The following is a 14,288-nucleotide window of genomic DNA, read 5'->3' on the forward strand; positions in this document are numbered from 1 at the left end:
TAGATCGGCGATCCCGGTGCGACAAGAGGAACGACGGTGAACGGGATCACATCACCGATTCGCAGGAGGCAACTTGCCTGATTTGGGGTGAACTTCGGGCCTCGGCGGGTTTTGGTGGTGCGTAGTCTGTGCGGCATGCACACCACCGGGAACCAAGTGACGCCTGGGGGGCGTCCCTGTCCCCGGTGCAGTACGGGTGAATGCAGGACCGACCACATCCGTACTTCGGGGGGACCGGAAACCAGCCGCCGTTTCCAGGCGCGCACGGGTGCGCCTGCCCGAGGAGTAATCGTTCGATGAGCGAGCACCGTCGCAAACCGCCGCAGCCGCAGGGAGGCGGACGTGCCGCGGCCCGACGCGGCCAGTCCGACCCGTCCGCCGGCCGCCGTGCGGCCCCGCGAGGCGCCACCGGGTCTCCTTCCGACTCCTATGGGTCCCGTTCCTACGGGTCGGACTCCCAGGACTCGGGGGGTGAAGAGCGCCCCTACAGCGGCCGAGCCGAGGCACGCCGGGCGGCGCAGAGAAACACCGGAGGCCGCCGCAGAACGGCCGACAACGGAAGTCGCGGTCCGGGTGGTCCTGCCGGGCCGGGGCGTGGCAGAGGCCGGGCGTCGACGGCGCCCGGCAAGAAGCGCATTATCGACTACCCCAGGGCGAACAGGTTCGGCTGGCGCCGCTGGGTCCCCTCCTGGAAGCTCGTCTCCGGCCTGTGCATCACCTTCTTCGGGAGCCTGGTGGCGCTGGTCGGTGTCGGTTACGCCATGGTGGGCGTCCCGAACGAGAACACCGCGGCCAAGTCCCAGAACAACGTCTACTACTGGGCCGACGGCAAGCAGATGGTCGCGACGGGCACCGGCATCAACCGGCAGAACGTCGGCATCGCCCAGATCCCCGAGGCGATGCAGTACGCGGTGATCTCGGCGGAGAACAAGAGCTTCTACACGGACCCGGGCGTCGACTTCAAGGGCATCGCCCGTGCCCTCGTCAACATGGCCCAGGGCGGTGAGACGCAGGGTGGTTCGACGATCACCCAGCAGTTCGTCAAGAACACCTACCTCAGCCAGGACCAGACGATCACCCGTAAGTTCAAGGAGATGTTCATCTCCGTCAAGGTGGGCACCAAGTTCACCAAGCCGGAGATCCTCCAGGGCTACCTGAACACCTCGTACTTCGGCCGTGGCGCGTACGGCATCCAGGCCGCCGCCCAGACCTACTACGGCGTGGACGCGAAGGACCTCACCGCGAGCCAGTGCGGGGTCCTGGCGGCCCTCCTCAAGGGTGCGACGTACTACGACCCCGCGGGCAACACGGACATCGATCCCGCGGCAAACAGGGACGCCAACTACAAGCGCTCCCACGACCGCTGGGCCTGGATCCTCGAGGAGATGCACAAAGACAAGCACCTCACCGATGCCCAGTACCAGGAGGCCATCAAGAAGTACCCGTTGCCCCAGGGCCGCAAGGCGACCAAGGGGATGACCGGCCAGATCAGCTACCTCGCCGACACGGCCAAGAAGTACGTTCTCTCGCACTCCCACGTCACAGAGGCGCAGTTCGACAAGGGCGGCTTCCAGATCTACACGACCTTCCAGAAGAACAAGGTCAACGCGCTGAGCGCGGCCGTGGAGAAGGTCCAGAAGGCGCGTCTGGATCCGAAGAACCGGGAGAAGGACAAGTACGTCCAGTTCGGTGCGGCGTCGGTGGTGCCCAAGGACGGCGCGATCGTCGCCCTGTACGGCGGTGCCGGCTACGAGAACAACCACTTCACCAACAACGCCGACACCTCGGGTGTCCCCGTCGGTTCGACGTGGAAGCCGTTCGTCCTGGCAGCGGCCATGCAGTACGGCACGTACAAGACCTCTCCCGAGGGGGTCTCGCCACTGAGCAAGTACAACGGCAACGACCATCTCAAGGTGAGAAACGAGGACGGCACCTACGTCCTGAACAAGGACGGCTCGACGTTCTTCCAGAACAACGAGAGTGACCACGCCTGGGGCTACATCAGCCTGCGCAAGGCGATGGAGCAGTCGATCAACACACCGTTCGTGCAGCTCGGCTGGGACGTCGGGATGTCCCACGTGAGGGATGTCGCAAGCCGCTCCGGCATCCTGGACGGCAGCTTCGCGACCCTCAACCCGTCCTTCGCCCTCGGCACCTCGACCCCGAGTGCGATCCGCATGGCCGACGCCTACGCGACCTTCGCCGCCTCCGGCAAGCACGCGGACCCGTACTCGGTGACCGAGGTCAAGCAGGACGGGCAGCCCGTGAACGGTTTCAGCAAGCCGAAGGTGACCAGCGCGATCCCCGACGACATCGCGAACAACGTCACGGACACGCTGGAGAACGTCATCCAGAACGGTACGGGTACCAATGCCAAGGCCCTGGGCCGTACGGCGGCGGGCAAGACCGGTACCACCGACAGCAACAAGTCGGCCTGGTTCGTCGGCTACACCCAGCAGCTGGCGACCTCGGTGGCGATGTTCCGTGAGAACCCGAAGGACGCCGAGCTGCTCTCCATGAACGGCACCGCCGGCGTGGAGTCCATCCACGGTGGTGACATCCCGACCTCGGTGTGGACCGAGTACATGCAGTCCGCGCTGAAGGGCAAGAACGACCCGGGCTTCCCGGACGCCACCAAGGTCGGCGAGATCGCCGACGAGGCGGGCGCTCCGTCCCCGACGCCGACCCCGAGCATCACGCCGAGCGAGACGCCCAGCGAGACCCCGAGCGCCACGCCCAGCGAGACGGCCACCTCGCCTTCACCGACCGTGAGCGAGAGCTGCCGATTCGCCTGGAACTGCTCGACCGACGGTGGTAATACCGGTGGCAGCACCTCGGGTACCACGTCCTCGCCATCGGCTACGGAGTCGACCGGCGAAGGCGACACCAGAGGCAATGCCAACGGCGGAGGAAACCTCTTCGGCGGGACCGGCTAACCGCGAGGTCTGACCGGTAGGTGACCATTTCGCCCGCCGAAGTCTGTTTCACGTGAAACATGGGCCGCCGCATCCGACGAGGTGCGGCGGCCCTCGGCGTATTCCTAGAGAGGTACGGCAGGATGGGCCCCATGCCCAGTGCAGAGACGACGCCCGCGGGCGTGCGCGAGCCGGAGCCGGTGCGGCCGACCAGGGAAGACCCGGTCGCCGCGGCCGGTAGTGAGCTGATCGGTGGCCCCATCGGGCGGCGTGCGCTGCTCGGGACGTCCTGGTGGACGCCGCTACGGGTCGTGGTCCTCGTGGCGATCGGCATGTTCGCCCTGGGCCTGATCCAGAAGGCGCCGTGCTACAACGGCGGCTGGTTCTTCGGCGCGAGTACCCAGTACACCCACGCCTGCTATTCGGACATCCCGCACCTCTACCAGGGGCGGGGCTTCGCCGATGGTCTGGTGCCGTACTTCGACAAGCTCCCCGGTGACATGGACTACCTCGAATATCCGGTGCTGACCGGTGTGTTCATGGAGGTGGCCGCATGGCTCACGCCGGGCAGCGGCAGCATCCAGCTCCAGGAGCAGGTGTACTGGTTCGTCAATGCCGGGATGCTGATGATCTGCGCCGCCGTCATCGCGGTGTGTGTGGTCCGCACGCACCGCCGGCGTCCCTGGGACGGCCTGCTGGTCGCCCTGGCGCCCGCCTTCGCGCTGACCGCCACCATCAACTGGGACCTCCTGGCGGTCGCTCTGACGGCCGCGGCGATGCTGATGTGGTCCCGGAGTCGTCCCCTCGCCTTCGGTGTCCTCCTGGGGCTTGCCACGGCCGCCAAGCTGTATCCCGTGTTCCTGCTGGGGCCGCTGTTTCTGCTGTGCTGGCGCGCGGGCAAATGGCGGGACTTCTTCACCGCAGCGGGGGGAGCCGTCGTCGCCTGGCTCGTCGTGAACCTGCCGGTGATGATCTTCGCCTTCGACGGCTGGTCGAAGTTCTACACGTTCAGCCAGGAACGAGGCGTCGACTTCGGCTCCTTCTGGCTGATCTGGGCGCAGAACACGACCACCCCGCCCAGCACGGGCTTCGTGAACAACGCGGCGATGGTACTGGTGGTGCTCTGCTTCCTGGGTATCGCCGCCCTGGCCCTGACCGCTCCGCGCCGGCCGCGCTTCGCCCAGCTGGCCTTCCTGGTGGTGGCGGCCTTCATCCTCACCAACAAGGTCTACTCCCCGCAGTACGTCTTGTGGCTGGTGCCGCTGGCCGTGCTCGCCCGGCCCAAGTGGCGGGACTTCCTGATCTGGCAGGCGTGCGAGGTGGCGTACTTCCTGGGGATCTGGATGTACCTCGCGTACACGACCAGCGGTGACGCCCACAAGGGTCTGCCGACCCACGGCTACCACTGGGCCATCGCCGTGCACCTGCTCGGCACGCTCTACCTCTGCGCGATGGTCGTACGCGACATCCTCATGCCCGAGCGTGACGTGGTGCGGCGCTCCGGTGACGACGACCCCTCGGGCGGGGTGCTGGACGGCGCGGAGGACGTCTTCGTGCTCGGCGCGGCCGCCCGTCCCCCGCGTCATGCCGCACAGTTCGAAGGGCCGCAGGTGGAGTGGGGCAGCCGAGCCTCTGAGGACAGTTCGCTCTGAGCGAACAGCCCAGGCAGAAGGAAAGGGCCGTACACGGAACCCCGTGTACGGCCCTTCCGGCGTTCTGAGAACCCGTCAGCGATCCACGATGCGGTCGAACTGGGTGGTGGTGTGCCGCAGATGGGCCACCAGCTCCTCGCCCACCCTCGGCTCCGGAGCGTCCGTCGGCACGAACAGGATCGACACCTGCATGTGCGGCGGCTCCGCGAACCAGCGCTGCTTGCCGCCCCAGACGAACGGCGAAAGGTTCCGGTTCACCGTGGCCAGGCCGGCCCGTGCGACGCCCTTGGCACGCGGCATGACGCCGTGCAGGGCCTTCGGGGCCTCCAGGCCCACCCCGTGCGACGTGCCGCCCGCCACGACCACCAGATAGCCGTCCGAGGCCGCCTTCTGCTGCCGGTAGCCGAACCGGTCGCCCTTGGCGACGCGGGTGACGTCCAGGACCGCCCCGCGGTACTCGGTGGCGTCGTGGTCCCCCAGCCACAGCCGGGTGCCGATCCGGGCCCGGAACCGGGTCTGCGGGAACTGCTGCTGGAGCCGGGCGAGTTCGTCGGCCTTGAGGTGGCTGACGAACATCGTGTGCAGCGGCAGCCGGGCCGCGCGCAGCCGGTCCATCCACCCGATGACCTCCTCGACGGCGTCCGAGCCGTCGGTGCGGTCCAGCGGCAGATGGATGGCGAAGCCCTCCAGCCGGACGTTCTCTATGGCCGAGTGCAGCTGCGGCAGGTCCTGCTCGCTGATGCCGTGCCGCTTCATCGTGGACATCACCTCGATGACCACGCGCGCGCCCACCAGGCCGTACACGCCGTCGATCGACGACACCGAGCGGATGACCCGGTCGGGCAGCGGAACGGGCTCCTCGCCGCGCCGGTACGGCGTCAGCACCAGCAGGTCGCCACCGAACCAGTCCTTGATGCGCGCGGCCTCGTACGTCGTACCGACGGCGAGGACGTCCGAGCCCAGACGGGTGGCCTCCTCCGCCAGGCGTTCGTGCCCGAAGCCGTAGCCGTTGCCCTTGCAGACCGGGACGAGGCCCGGGAACTGCTCCTGCACGTGCTTGTGGTGCGCCCGCCAGCGCGCGGTGTCGACGTAGAGGGTGAGCGCCATGGCCGGACCTGGGACCTTTCTGGATGGCTGGGGTGTATCAGGGCTATAGAAGCACGGAGCGTGACGTCAGCGGCGCGACATGTAGATGTCGAGCGCCTTGTGGAGCAGCTTGTTCAGCGGGAAGTCCCATTCGCCGAGGTACTCGGCGGCCTGGCCGCCGGTGCCCACCTTGAACTGGATGAGGCCGAAGAGGTGATCCGTCTCGTCCAGCGAGTCCGAGATGCCACGCAGGTCGTAGACGGTGGCGCCGAGCGCATAGGCGTCGCGCAGCATCCGCCACTGCATGGCGTTGGACGGGCGCACCTCGCGGCCGATGTTGTCGGAGGCGCCGTAGGAGTACCAGACGTGCCCGCCGACGATCAGCATGGTCGCCGCGGACAGGTTCACCCCGTTGTGCTGGGCGAAGTAGAGCCGCATCCGGTTGGGGTCCTCGGTGTTGAGGGCCGTCCACATGCGCTGGAAGTACGACAGCGGGCGCGGCCGGAAGTGGTCGCGCACGGCCGTGATCTCGTACAGCCGCTGCCACTCCGCCAGGTCCTGGTAGCCGCCCTGGACGACCTCGACGCCGGCCTTCTCGGCCTTCTTGATGTTGCGCCGCCACAGCTGGTTGAAGTTCTTGTGGACCTCTTCCAGGGAACGGTTCGCCAGCGGCACCTGGTAGACGTAGCGCGGCTGCACGTCACCGAAGCCGGCGCCGCCGTCCTCGCCCTGCTGCCAGCCCATCCGGCGCAGCTTGTCGGCCACCTCGAAGGCACGCGGCTCGATGAAGTCGGCCTCGATGTCGCGCAGGCGCTTCACGTCCGGGTTCTGGATGCCGGCCTTGATGGAGTTGGCCTCCCAGCGCCGGATGATCACCGGCGGGCCCATCTTCACGGAGAACGCGCCCTGCTGCTTGAGGTGGGCCAGCATCGGCTGGATCCACTCGTCGAGATTCGGCGCGAACCAATTGATGACCGGGCCCTCGGGGAGGTACGCGAGGTAGCGCTTGATCTTGGGCAGCTGGCGGTACAGCACCAGGCCCGCGCCGACCATCTCGCCGGTGCGGTCGTCGAACCAGCCCAGGTTCTCCGAACGCCACTCCGCCTTGACATCTGCCCAGGCCGGGACCTGCATGTGGCTAGCCGCCGGCAGGCTCTGGATGTAGGCCAGATGCTGTTCGCGGCTGATGGTCCTCAGGGTCAGACTCATGTCGGGGCGCTCCTCGGGCTGGTGTGTCCCCATGGGTACAGGGGCTCCGGCTCTCGCGCCGAAGCCTACTGCGCCTCGCTCGCGGCCCGACTGGGCGTACACCACCTACGCCCCGGCTCCGGTGCGGCCGGGGCGTTGCGCGGTGGTACGGAGGGGTTCGGAGGCCTATCCGAACAGGCCGCCGTTCGCCATACCGATGAAGAAGCCGATGCCCGCGGCACCGAGACCCAGGATCGTACCGAAGCGCTCGCGCGTGGTGATCGAGACCCACTGCCCGAACAGGCCGGTGAAGATGCCGATCAGACCGGTCCAGGCGCTGAGCAGGTGCAGGCTGTGGAAGAACGACGTGATGAAGGCGATCAGCCCGAGCGCCAGCGTCACGGCCATCAGGGAGTCCTGGAGCGGATGGGTCTTGCCGTCGGTGGCGAACAGGGAGCCGGCGGTGTTGGGTCGCAATGCCTGTGCCATAGGGCACCTCCTGCGGAAGGCGGCGCATCGTAGCGCCGTACACACCCGATGGGTACAGATTGAGGGGCCCGGCGGTCGGATTTCAACCGGAAGCAGGTGTGCGGGTACTCTGTACCCTCTGCACCGGTGTCTGCCCAGGCCCGCGGCTGGGGATCCCGAGGGAAGCCCCCCGCATGTCAGTGGCGGCCGATACCGTTGCGTACGCATCACAACCCTCCTGCCACGGAACGACCGTGGCCGCTGAGTCCAAAGGAGGTGGGTTCCACATGCGTCACTACGAGGTGATGGTCATCCTCGACCCCGATCTGGAGGAGCGCGCTGTCGCCCCCCTGATCGAGAACTTCCTCTCCGTCGTCCGTGAGGGCAACGGCAAGGTGGAGAAGGTCGACACCTGGGGCCGTCGTCGTCTCTCGTACGAGATCAAGAAGAAGCCTGAGGGCATCTACTCGGTCATCGACCTGCAGGCCGAGCCTGCGGTCGTGAAGGAGCTCGACCGCCAGATGAACCTGAACGAGTCGGTCCTCCGGACCAAGGTCCTCCGTCCCGAGACCCACTGAGCTCCCAGCTCAGCTGATCTCGGGTTTCGAGTAGCAGCAAGCAGCCAGCAGCAAACCCGCCGAGAGGTTCCCCCATGGCAGGCGAGACCGTCATCACGGTCGTCGGCAATCTTGTCGATGACCCCGAGCTGCGCTTCACCCCGTCCGGTGCGGCGGTCGCGAAGTTCCGCGTCGCGTCCACTCCCCGCACCTTCGACCGCCAGACGAACGAGTGGAAGGACGGCGAAAGCCTCTTTCTGACCTGCTCGGTCTGGCGTCAGGCGGCGGAGAACGTCGCCGAGTCGCTCCAGCGAGGCATGCGCGTCATCGTGCAGGGCCGGCTGAAGCAGCGGTCCTACGAGGACCGTGAGGGTGTCAAGCGCACGGTCTACGAGCTGGACGTCGAGGAAGTCGGCGCCAGCCTGCGGAGCGCCACGGCCAAGGTCACCAAGACCGCCGGTGGTGGCGGCCGCGGTGGCCAGGGCGGCGGTTTCGGCGGCGGTGGCGGCCAGGGTGGCGGCAGCTGGGGCGGCGGCTCCGGCGGCGGCCAGCAGGGCGGCGCTCCCAACGACGACCCCTGGGCCTCCGGCGCTCCCGCCGGCGGCGGCAACCAGGGTGGCGGCGGTTGGGGCGGCGGCTCCGGCGGCAGCGGCGGTGGCGGCGGCTACTCGGACGAGCCCCCCTTCTAAGGGCAACGGGCTCGCATCCCCACTTCTTGATCACACAGGAGAAACACCATGGCGAAGCCGCCTGTGCGCAAGCCTAAGAAGAAGGTCTGCGCGTTCTGCAAGGACAAGGTCCAGTACGTGGACTACAAGGACACGAACATGCTGCGGAAGTTCATTTCCGACCGCGGCAAGATCCGTGCCCGCCGCGTGACCGGCAACTGCACGCAGCACCAGCGTGACGTCGCCACGGCCGTCAAGAACAGCCGTGAGATGGCGCTGCTGCCCTACACGTCCACCGCGCGATAAGGGAAGGGTGACCGACACATGAAGATCATCCTCACCCACGAGGTCTCTGGCCTCGGTGCCGCCGGCGACGTCGTCGACGTCAAGGACGGCTACGCTCGCAACTACCTGATCCCGCGGAAGTTCGCTATCCGCTGGACCAAGGGTGGCGAGAAGGACGTCGAGCAGATCCGTCGTGCTCGCAAGATCCACGAGATCCAGACCATCGAGCAGGCCAACTCCGTGAAGGCCCAGCTCGAGGGTGTCAAGGTCCGTCTGGCCGTTCGCTCCGGCGACGCCGGTCGTCTCTTCGGTTCCGTCACCCCGGCCGACGTCGCCTCGGCGATCAAGGCTTCCGGTGGCCCCGAGGTCGACAAGCGCCGCATCGAGCTGGGCGCGCCGATCAAGACGCTGGGCGCCCACGAGACGTTCGTGCGTCTGCACCCCGAGGTTGCCGCCAAGGTCAACATCGAGGTTGTCGCGGCCTGACGCTGCGCTCGCATTGAGCAGTAGCTGAAGGGGGCCGTACCCGTCAGGGTGCGGCCCCCTTTGGTTTGCCATCGATGCGGTGGTTCGGCGGGTGTTTCACGTGAAACATGGCGGCTCACGGTGTTTCACGTGAAACACCCGGGGACGGCGGCGGTCAGCGCGTTGCGCCGGTCACGATCCAGCGGCCCGAGCGGGTACGCAGCCAAAGGGTCAGCATCCGTGTGGCCATCATCAGGGTCATGGCTCCCCAGAGCACTGTGAGCCCGCCGTCGAAGGCGGGGACCAGGAGCGCCACCGGGGTGAAGACTGCGAGGGTCACGACCATGGCCCCGGCGAGATACGACCCGTCTCCCGCGCCCATCAGAACGCCGTCGAGGACGAAGACCACGCCGGAGATCGGCTGGGAGAGCGCCACGATGAGCAGCGCGGGCAGTGCGATGTCCTTCACGGTCGGATCGCTGGTGAACAGCGGCAGGAAGAGCGGTCGGGCAGCCACCACCAGCAGGCCCAGGACGACCCCGGTGGCGACGCCCCACTGGACCATGCGCCTACAGGCCTCACGGGCGCCGACGGTGTCGCCCGCCCCGAGATAGCGGCCGATGATGGCCTGCCCGGCGATCGCTATCGCGTCCAGAGCGAAGGCCAGCAGGCTCCACAGCGACAGCACGATCTGGTGGGCGGCGATGTCGGCATCGCCCAGCCGGGCGGCCACGGCCGTGGCGATCATGAGGATGGCCCGCAACGAGAGCGTCCGGACGAGCAGAGGCGCACCGGCCTGTGCCGAGGCCCGTATCCCGGCGGCGTCCGGGCGAAGGGACGCTCCGTGCCTGCGGGCTCCCCGCACGACGACCGTCAGATAGACGGTCGCCATTCCGCACTGAGCGATGACGGTGCCCCAGGCAGAGCCTGCGATACCCAGTCCGGCGCCGTAGACGAGCCCGGCGTTCAGTCCGGCGTTGGCGACGAAGCCCGCGACGGCGACGTACAACGGGGTTCGGGTGTCCTGGAGGCCACGCAGGATGCCGGTGGCGGCGAGCACCATCAACATGGCCGGGATACCCAGCGAGGAGATCCTGAGGTAGGTCGTCGCGTAGGGTGCCGCGGTGGCCGAGGCTCCGAAGATGTCCACGATGCCGGGTGCCAGGGGCAGAGTGACGGCGATGACGCCGACACCGAGCAGCAGTGCCAGCCAGATACCGTCCATGCCCTGACGGATGGCAGCCTGGAGATCGCCGGCCCCGACCCTGCGGGCGACGGCCGCCGTGGTGGCGTAGGCCAGAAAGACGAAGACGCTCACGGCGGTGGTGAGGAGCGCCGAGGCGATGCCTAGACCGGCGAGCTGTGCGGTGCCGAGATGGCCGACGATCGCGCTGTCGGCCATGACGAAAAGCGGCTCGGCGACGAGTGCGCCGAAGGCCGGGACGGCCAGTGCGACGATCTCTCGGTCGTGCCGCCGTCGGGTGGCCTCGGGGATCGCGGGAGCCTGTGACATGGGCACTAATCTAATCGTCCACAGGTAAGAGATGCAATTGCATACTGACCCTTACTGAAGCTTGTGCGGGCCATGCTTTCGCGTATCGTTCGGAGCGATCTTGATCCGACTGGGAAAGTTTTTCTTCTGCACAGCCGGTGGACGGGAAAGGTGCAGGTCAGAGCCGATTGAGGAGAGAGATCGAGGGCTTGTTCACAGGGCTGTCCACCGCGTCGTGCACAGGTTTTGGGGGGTTCTCCACAGCATACGGGCCGTCGTCCACATGGCCTGTGGATAACCAGATTGGCTGACGGTGCCCGCGGGCCTACCGTGGTCCGGCGCCCGCTCCTCCTTATGGCCTCGGAAACCTCACAAAACCGACGTGCCCGGAACCGGAATGGGGCGCCTTGGTTTGTCAGTGCCGTGCCGTAGAAATGAGGCCACGGCGAGGTCCGCCGGGCGGACGGGAGGAGGTGGCTCGGTGAGCATTTCCGAGCCCTTGGACGATCCGTGGGCCGAGGCCGGTCCCAGTGATCGTCTGCCCGCCTCCCGTGGACGCGGCGAGGGCGGCCGAGGCCGGGACGACCGGCACGATCGCGGCCGGGACAGCGGCGACTGGGACGGCGGAGGTACCACCTTCGAACGGGTCCCCCCGCAGGACCTTGACGCCGAGCAGTCCGTGCTCGGCGGCATGCTGCTGTCCAAGGACGCCATCGCCGACGTCGTCGAGATCCTCAAGGGCCACGACTTCTACAAGCCCGCCCACGAGACGATCTACCAGGCGATCCTCGACATCTACGCCAAGGGCGAGCCGGCCGACCCCATCACCATCGCCGCCGAGCTCACCAAGCGCGGCGAGATCAACAAGGTCGGCGGGGCCTCCTATCTGCACACCCTCGTCCAGACGGTGCCGACGGCGGCGAACGCCGAGTACTACGCGGAGATCGTCCACGAGCGGGCCGTGCTACGCCGTCTCGTCGAGGCCGGGACACGTATCACGCAGATGGGATACGCGGCCGACGGCGACGTCGACGAGATCGTCAACAGCGCCCAGGCGGAGATCTACGCGGTCACCGAGCAGCGGACCAGCGAGGACTACCTGCCGCTCGGCGACATCATGGAGGGCGCCCTCGACGAGATCGAGGCGATCGGCTCCCGCACCGGGGAGATGACCGGTGTGCCCACCGGCTTCACGGACCTGGACTCGCTCACCAACGGCCTGCACCCGGGCCAGATGATCGTCATCGCCGCCCGGCCCGCCATGGGTAAGTCCACCCTCGCGCTGGACTTCGCCCGGGCCGCGTCGATCAAGAACAACCTGCCCAGCGTCATCTTCTCCCTCGAAATGGGCCGCAACGAAATCGCGATGCGTCTGCTGTCCGCCGAGGCCCGGGTCGCCCTGCACCACATGCGCTCCGGCACGATGACCGACGAGGACTGGACCCGGCTCGCCCGCCGGATGCCGGACGTCTCGGCCGCCCCGCTCTACATCGACGACTCTCCGAACCTGTCGATGATGGAGATCCGCGCCAAATGCCGACGGCTCAAGCAGCGCAACGACATCAAGCTCGTGATCATCGACTATCTGCAGCTGATGCAGTCCGGGTCCAAGCGCTCCGAGAGCCGTCAGCAGGAGGTCTCGGACATGTCCCGAAACCTCAAGCTGCTGGCCAAGGAACTGGAGGTCCCGGTGATCGCCCTCTCGCAGCTGAACCGAGGTCCCGAGCAGCGCACGGACAAGAAGCCGATGGTGTCCGACCTGCGTGAGTCCGGCTCCATCGAGCAGGACGCCGACATGGTCATCCTGCTCCACCGCGAGGACGCCTACGAGAAGGAGTCACCGCGCGCGGGCGAGGCGGACATCATCGTCGGCAAGCACCGAAACGGCCCGACCGCGACGATCACCGTCGCCTTCCAGGGTCACTACTCCCGCTTCGTGGACATGGCACAGACCTGATCCGCACCACTGAAATGAACTCGACGCGGGTCCGTCCACCGGGTGGACTGGGCGCATGACGACATTTCAGGAAGAGCTGCTGCCCGCCACCCGGCGGGCGCTGCTGCACCGGATCGCGGTCGCCCAGTCCGAGGGACGGGCGCCGTCGCTGGTGGCAGCGGTCGTACGCGGCGGGCGGGCCGTCTGGCACGGGGCGCGAACCTCGGTGGAGGGGCACGGGCCGGACGAGAACGTGCAGTACCGAATCGGCTCGATCACCAAGACGTTCACGGCCGTTCTGGTGCTCCGGCTGCGCGACGAAGGGCTGCTCGATCTCGGCGATCCACTGGAGAAGCATCTGCCGGGCACCGGCGCGGGGGAGGCGACGATCGCCGAGCTCCTCGCGCACACGGGCGGGTTGGCGGCCGAGTCGCCCGCACCCTGGTGGGAGCGCACTCCGGGCTCGCTGCGTCCGGAGCTGAGTGATGTCCTCGGCGAGCAGCCCCTCCTGCACCCCGTCGGCCGCCGGCACCACTACTCCAACCCCGGCTACACCCTTCTCGGCGCCCTGGTCGAGGAACTCCGCGGTGCGCCCTGGGAGGAGGTGCTCCGGCGGGAGGTGCTCGAACCGCTGGGCCTCGACCGTACGAGCACCCAACCGCAGGCGCCGCACGCGGGCGGCTGGGCGGTGCATCCCTGGGCCGACGCGATGCTCCCGGAGCCGCTGGAGGACCTCGGCCGGATGGCGCCGGCAGGACAGCTCTGGTCGACAACCGATGACCTGGCCCGCTTCGCCGTGTTCCTGGCGGCCGGCGACAACCGGGTCCTGAGCGCGGAGTCCGTACGGGAGATGCGCATTCCGGCGGCTCCTGCCGAGCCCGCCGATGTGCTGGACGGCGCCACCTACGGACTCGGTCTTCAGGTCCAGCGCCGCGACGGCCGGCTGCTGATCGGGCACTCCGGCTCGCTGCCCGGTTTTCTGGCCAGTCTCACCCTCAGCGTGGACGAGGACGTGGCGGCCGTGGTGCTCGCGAACTGCACCTCGGGCCCGCTGCTGTCCGCCGTCGGCGCCGACCTCGTCCGCATCGTCGCGGAGGCCGAGCCGCGCATTCCCGAGCCATGGCGGCCCCTGGCCCAGGTCGAGCCGTCTGTTCTGGAGCTGGCGGGCCAGTGGTACTGGGGTACGCACCCCTTCGCGCTGCGGGTGACGGCCGACGGACTGGTCTCGCTGGGGCCGCTGTCGGGCACCGGCCGCCGTGCTCGCTTCCGGGCCAATGGTGACGGTACCTGGACCGGCCTTGAGGGCTACTACGCCGGAGAGCTTCTACGGCCCGTACGGCGGCCGGACGGTGCTGTGAGCCACCTGGACCTCGGTTCGTTCGTCTTCACCCGTCAGCCGTACGAGGAGACGGCTGACGTCCCCGGTGGAGTGGACCCCGATGGGTGGCGGGGGATCGGCTAGACGAGCCGGGGGGGGGGGGGTTTTGGGGTAAAAAAAACCCCCCCCCCCCCGGGGGGGGGAGCGGGGGCGCCGGTGGAACAACCAAAAATTATAACACCGGGGGGCCCCGGGAAA

The 14,288-nt window shown here is 67.9% G+C and carries 12 protein-coding genes; 8 read left to right on the plus strand and 4 right to left on the minus strand.

The features are described from left to right. Nucleotides 1-296 precede the first annotated feature (296 nt). Entirely contained in the window at nucleotides 297-2,936 is a 2,640-nt protein-coding gene (locus ABZ642_RS11440) for a transglycosylase domain-containing protein (protein WP_360480829.1), read from the plus strand. 131 nt (nucleotides 2,937-3,067) lie between these two features. Continuing rightward, nucleotides 3,068-4,567, plus strand: coding sequence for a glycosyltransferase 87 family protein (locus ABZ642_RS11445; RefSeq protein WP_360480832.1), 1,500 nt, complete (start codon nucleotides 3,068-3,070; stop codon nucleotides 4,565-4,567). Nucleotides 4,568-4,642: 75 nt separating this feature from the next. Here the strand turns inward: ABZ642_RS11445 and ABZ642_RS11450 are convergent, their stop codons facing one another. The 3 genes from ABZ642_RS11450 to ABZ642_RS11460 form a co-directional block, all read right to left on the minus strand. After that, complete coding sequence (locus ABZ642_RS11450; protein WP_360480834.1) at nucleotides 4,643-5,674, minus strand: alanine racemase; 1,032 nt, start codon at nucleotides 5,672-5,674, stop codon at nucleotides 4,643-4,645. Between the two features lie 66 nt (nucleotides 5,675-5,740). Then, nucleotides 5,741-6,862 (minus strand): peptidoglycan bridge formation glycyltransferase FemX, encoded by a 1,122-nt coding sequence (gene femX / locus ABZ642_RS11455; RefSeq protein ID WP_360480837.1) that lies wholly within the window; start codon nucleotides 6,860-6,862, stop codon nucleotides 5,741-5,743. A 165-nt stretch (nucleotides 6,863-7,027) separates the two neighbouring features. Continuing rightward, nucleotides 7,028-7,330 (minus strand): hypothetical protein, encoded by a 303-nt coding sequence (locus ABZ642_RS11460; protein ID WP_360480840.1) that lies wholly within the window; start codon nucleotides 7,328-7,330, stop codon nucleotides 7,028-7,030. Between the two features lie 266 nt (nucleotides 7,331-7,596). On the opposite strand from ABZ642_RS11460, the gene rpsF reads away from it, so the two are divergent. The 4 genes from rpsF to rplI all read left to right on the plus strand — a co-directional run bounded on the left by rpsF (nucleotide 7,597) and on the right by rplI (nucleotide 9,305). Next, nucleotides 7,597-7,887: a 30S ribosomal protein S6 gene (rpsF, locus tag ABZ642_RS11465; protein WP_005482942.1), complete on the plus strand. Its 291-nt coding sequence runs from the start codon at nucleotides 7,597-7,599 to the stop codon at nucleotides 7,885-7,887. A 74-nt stretch (nucleotides 7,888-7,961) separates the two neighbouring features. After that, nucleotides 7,962-8,555 (plus strand): single-stranded DNA-binding protein, encoded by a 594-nt coding sequence (locus ABZ642_RS11470; RefSeq protein ID WP_360480843.1) that lies wholly within the window; start codon nucleotides 7,962-7,964, stop codon nucleotides 8,553-8,555. 48 nt (nucleotides 8,556-8,603) lie between these two features. Continuing rightward, nucleotides 8,604-8,840, plus strand: coding sequence for a 30S ribosomal protein S18 (rpsR, locus tag ABZ642_RS11475; protein WP_006381652.1), 237 nt, complete (start codon nucleotides 8,604-8,606; stop codon nucleotides 8,838-8,840). Nucleotides 8,841-8,858: 18 nt separating this feature from the next. Beyond that, on the plus strand, nucleotides 8,859-9,305 hold the full coding sequence (gene rplI, locus ABZ642_RS11480) for a 50S ribosomal protein L9 (protein WP_351695817.1): 447 nt from the start codon (nucleotides 8,859-8,861) through the stop codon (nucleotides 9,303-9,305). Between the two features lie 154 nt (nucleotides 9,306-9,459). Here rplI and ABZ642_RS11485 read toward each other — a convergent pair whose 3' ends face one another. Further along, a complete protein-coding gene (locus tag ABZ642_RS11485) occupies nucleotides 9,460-10,797 on the minus strand; it encodes an MATE family efflux transporter (RefSeq protein WP_360480846.1) in 1,338 nt (445 codons plus the stop codon). Nucleotides 10,798-11,257: 460 nt separating this feature from the next. Between ABZ642_RS11485 and dnaB the strand changes: the two genes are divergently transcribed. Together dnaB and ABZ642_RS11495 are read left to right on the plus strand one after the other, a co-directional pair. Further along, nucleotides 11,258-12,733, plus strand: a complete 1,476-nt coding sequence (dnaB, locus tag ABZ642_RS11490) for a replicative DNA helicase (RefSeq protein WP_360480849.1) — start codon at nucleotides 11,258-11,260, stop codon at nucleotides 12,731-12,733. A gap of 55 nt (nucleotides 12,734-12,788) precedes the next feature. Next, a complete protein-coding gene (locus ABZ642_RS11495; RefSeq protein WP_360480852.1) occupies nucleotides 12,789-14,174 on the plus strand; it encodes a serine hydrolase domain-containing protein in 1,386 nt (461 codons plus the stop codon). The last annotated feature ends 114 nt before the right edge of the window (nucleotides 14,175-14,288 follow it).

The sequence above is a fragment of the Streptomyces sp. NPDC007157 genome (assembly GCF_040634235.1).
Lineage (GTDB): Bacteria > Actinomycetota > Actinomycetes > Streptomycetales > Streptomycetaceae > Streptomyces.

Excerpts from the sequence above, each read along its gene's own strand:
- rpsR (WP_006381652.1), top strand. The coding sequence starts at position 8,604 with ATGGCGAAGCCGCCTGTGCGCAAGCCTAAGAAGAAGGTCTGCGCGTTC.
- ABZ642_RS11470 (WP_360480843.1), top strand. The coding sequence starts at position 7,962 with ATGGCAGGCGAGACCGTCATCACGGTCGTCGGCAATCTTGTCGATGAC.
- rpsF (WP_005482942.1), top strand. The coding sequence starts at position 7,597 with ATGCGTCACTACGAGGTGATGGTCATCCTCGACCCCGATCTGGAGGAG.
- ABZ642_RS11440 (WP_360480829.1), top strand. The coding sequence starts at position 297 with ATGAGCGAGCACCGTCGCAAACCGCCGCAGCCGCAGGGAGGCGGACGT.
- rplI (WP_351695817.1), top strand. The coding sequence starts at position 8,859 with ATGAAGATCATCCTCACCCACGAGGTCTCTGGCCTCGGTGCCGCCGGC.
- ABZ642_RS11445 (WP_360480832.1), top strand. The coding sequence starts at position 3,068 with ATGCCCAGTGCAGAGACGACGCCCGCGGGCGTGCGCGAGCCGGAGCCG.
- ABZ642_RS11495 (WP_360480852.1), top strand. The coding sequence starts at position 12,789 with ATGACGACATTTCAGGAAGAGCTGCTGCCCGCCACCCGGCGGGCGCTG.
- ABZ642_RS11460 (WP_360480840.1), bottom strand. The coding sequence starts at position 7,330 with ATGGCACAGGCATTGCGACCCAACACCGCCGGCTCCCTGTTCGCCACC.
- femX (WP_360480837.1), bottom strand. The coding sequence starts at position 6,862 with ATGAGTCTGACCCTGAGGACCATCAGCCGCGAACAGCATCTGGCCTAC.
- ABZ642_RS11485 (WP_360480846.1), bottom strand. The coding sequence starts at position 10,797 with ATGTCACAGGCTCCCGCGATCCCCGAGGCCACCCGACGGCGGCACGAC.
- ABZ642_RS11450 (WP_360480834.1), bottom strand. The coding sequence starts at position 5,674 with ATGGCGCTCACCCTCTACGTCGACACCGCGCGCTGGCGGGCGCACCAC.